This window comes from Streptomyces oryzae (genome assembly GCF_017676365.1).
Taxonomy (GTDB): Bacteria; Actinomycetota; Actinomycetes; order Streptomycetales; family Streptomycetaceae; genus Streptomyces; species Streptomyces oryzae.
On sequence record NZ_JADKMA010000353.1, the window covers coordinates 1 to 3,210 of the forward strand.

Here is a 3,210-nt window from a genome sequence, read left to right on the forward strand (position 1 = left end):
CCCTGAGGCGGCGACCGGCGTACCAGGGCAGGCCGGTGCGCCGCCTCAGGGCGCGCCCGGCCAGGGCAAGACCCGGGGCGCCGTGCCGCCGACCCCGCGTCCCTCCACTTCCAGGCTGTCGGCCTCGTCGCTTCCGCGGCCGTCGCTCGCCCGGCGGTCGTCAGGTGCGGCGGACAAGGGGACGCGGTCGCCCGCGAACAAGGGGGCGCGCGGCTCTGACGAGGAGTTCGTGGCGAGCAGCCTGCTCAAGAAGCCGTGGGCCATCGCCACCGCGGCTGTGGCTCTGGCGACGCTCATCACGACCCCCATCGCGCTGGCGGGCGCCGGGGGCGACGACAAGGACAGCGGCGCGAGCCGGAAGAACCACGCCGCGGGCACCAAGGACGACGCCAAGGGCGACCCGTCGGAGACGCTGCGACCGTCCCACCCCGGATATCCCTCCGGGTCCCCCTCGCCCAGCCCGTCCGACAAGGACAAGGACGAGGACAAAGACAAGGACAAGGAAGCCGACGACAAGCCCAAGCCTTCTCCCTCCGAGTCCGACAAGGGTTCCTCCGGGTCGGACGAGAAAGGCTCCGGCAGCGGCGACAGCGACGACGGCGTGGACGCGGCCGGCGGCGTGATCCCGTCCGGAGTGATCACGGTCAGGAACCACGGGACCGGACTGTGCATGGACCTGCCCGGCACCGGAAAGGGCAAGCCGGACGGCCGGGTCCAGCAGGGCGCCTGCGATACGTCGTACGCGTTCAAGGGCGGCAACCAGCGGTGGGAACTGGACCTGCAGCGCAAGGACGCAGGACCCAAGCACACCGACCTCTATCTGATCCGCAACGTCAAGGACAACCTCTGCCTGGACCTGCCCGGTTACGACCCCGTACCGGCCAACTCACCGGTGACCGAATACCACTGCCGCGGCGCCAACGACAACCAGCTGTGGTGGCTCGACAAGCGGTCCGACGGAACGTTCGCGATCCGCAACCATTCCAGCGGCAACCTGTGCCTCAGCGTGGCCGGCGCCAAGAAGGCGAACGGCGCACTGTCGATCACCGGCTGCGACGGCGGCATCCGCCAATGGCGCCTGAGCAAGCCGTGAACCGGCGCCGCGCGGAGAGTTCAACGGCTCACTCGGCGGCGTGCTGCGCGTCGGCGAGTGAGCCGTCGAGTGAGCCGTCGAGGCCGCGCAGCTTGTCACGGATCTCTTCCGCGTCCGGGTGGTTGAACTCCTCCAGCAGGCGCAGCGCCTGGCGCCAGCCCGCACGGGCGGTGTCCAGTTCGCCGACTGCCATCCGGACATCGGCGTGGTGGCTGAGGGTGTGGGCCTCGCCCCACCGGTTACCGACGTCCCGATGCGCCTCCAGCGCCCGGTGATAGTGCTCGACGGCGTCGTCGTGGCGGTCGAGCCGGTGGTAGACGGTGCCCAGGAAGTCCAGCGTGATGCCCTCGACCCAGCGGTTGTCGGTGGCGCGCTGGACGACCAGCGCCTGCTCCAGATACTCCCGCGCCTCGTCCAGCCGCCCGAGCCGCAAGTACGCCTCGCCCAGGTTGTTCAGGCAGATGCCCTCGCCCCAGCGGTGGCCGCGAGTGCGGTCGGCCTCCAAGGTGTGCAGCAGATGCCCGATGGCCTCTTCGATCCGCCCGGCCCGCAGGCAGACGTCGCCGAGATTGCCGGTGACCCGAGAGGCGCCCTGCTCGTCGCCGAGCTCCTGCCAGAGCGGCAGCGCCTGGTTGTAGTGGTCGACGGCGTCGTCGAAACTGCCCGCATGGGTGAGGGCGTTGGCGAGGCCGGTGAGACTTTCGGCCTCGCCCAGCCGGTCGTGGTCGCGGCGGGCGGCCGCCAGGCTCGTCCGGTTGGTGAAGACCCAGTCGTTCCTGTGGCTGCGCAGATAGAAGAACCCCCACAGCGCCGCCGTCAGCCGCCATGCGAGGCCGGACTGCCCGTGCGAGGCAGCGTGGTCGACCGCGGCGACGAGATTGGCACGTTCGGCCGTGCACCAGTCCAGCGCCCCGTCGTAGGTGGTGAATTCGAGAGGCCGGCAGTCCTCGGGCAACGGGACGAGCGGGACACGCGGGCGCTCCGGGGTGATGAAGCGGGAGGCGGCGTCGGCGGTGTGCAGATACCAGGTGAGGACCCGCTCGAGAGCCTGCTCCCGGTCCGCTGCCGACTCCTCGCAGCGGGCGCGTTCGGCGGCGTAGACGCGCAGCAGATCGTGGAAGGCGTAGCGGCCGGGGAAGTGCTCGGTGAGCAGGTGCGCGTGGGTGAGCTCGCCGAGCGGACCGCGCGTCTCGCGCAGTGTCAGCCCCGCCAGCGCTGCCACCGCCGGCGCCGAGATGTCGGGACCCGGGTGGGCGGCCAGCAGCTGGAACAGCCGCGCTGCCGGTGCCGACAGCGCGTGGTACGACCAGGAGAACACCGCCCGCACATCCGTACTGATGTCGCCGCCCGCGAAGGCGTCGAGGCTGCCATGGCTGTCGCGCAGCTCGGCGGCGACGGCGTGCAGCGGGAAGTCGGGGTGGGTTGCGGCCCGCGCCGCGACGATGGCCAGAGCCAGCGGCAGCCGGGCACAGCGCGCGATGATCTCGTCCGCCGCTTCAGGGGCGGCGGCGAGCCTGTCGGCGCCGAGCCGACGGGCCAGGAAGTCCCGGGCCTCGGCGGGCGTCAGCGGGTTGAGCGTCAGCGGATGCGCCCCGTCGCCGGCGATCAGGCCGGTGAGCTGACTGCGGCTGGTGACGATGGCCAGACAGCCGGGCCCGGAGGGCAGCAGCGGCCGTACCTGCTCGGGGTCCCGGGCATTGTCCAGCAGAAGCAGCACCCGCCGGTCGGCGAGCAGACTCCGGTACAGCGCGGCGCGCGCCTCGGGGCGGCTCGGCATCTGCCCCGGCGGGACGCCGAGCGCGTCCAGAAACGTGTGGACCGCCTCGTCCGGCGGCATGGCCGAGCCGGTCGGGTCGAAGCCGCGCAGATTGACGAACAGCTGGCCGTCGGGGAAGAGATGGGCGATCTGGTGCGCCCAGTGCACCGCCAGCGTGGTTTTGCCGACACCCGCCATACCGCCGATCGCGCTGATCACCACGGCAGTCGGCAGCTGTCCCTCGGCGGGCAGCAGCGCGTGAGTCCGGGCCAGTTCGGCTCCCCTGCCGGTGAAGACCGGAAGATCGGCGGGCAACTGCGCCGGACGGGCGGCCGCGGCGGCCGGGGGAGGGGGAGAGGGA

The 3,210-nt window shown here is 71.9% G+C and carries 2 protein-coding genes; one reads left to right on the forward strand and one right to left on the reverse strand.

Translation table 11 applies throughout. The features are described from left to right. On the forward strand, positions 1-1,093 hold a 1,093-nt coding region (locus ITI46_RS33875), incomplete at its 5' end, for an RICIN domain-containing protein (protein WP_209243800.1). Between the two features lie 28 nt (positions 1,094-1,121). Here the strand turns inward: ITI46_RS33875 and ITI46_RS33880 are convergent. Then, positions 1,122-3,210, reverse strand: a 2,089-nt coding sequence (locus ITI46_RS33880) for an ATP-binding protein (RefSeq protein WP_209243802.1), incomplete at its 5' end; no start/stop codon positions are given.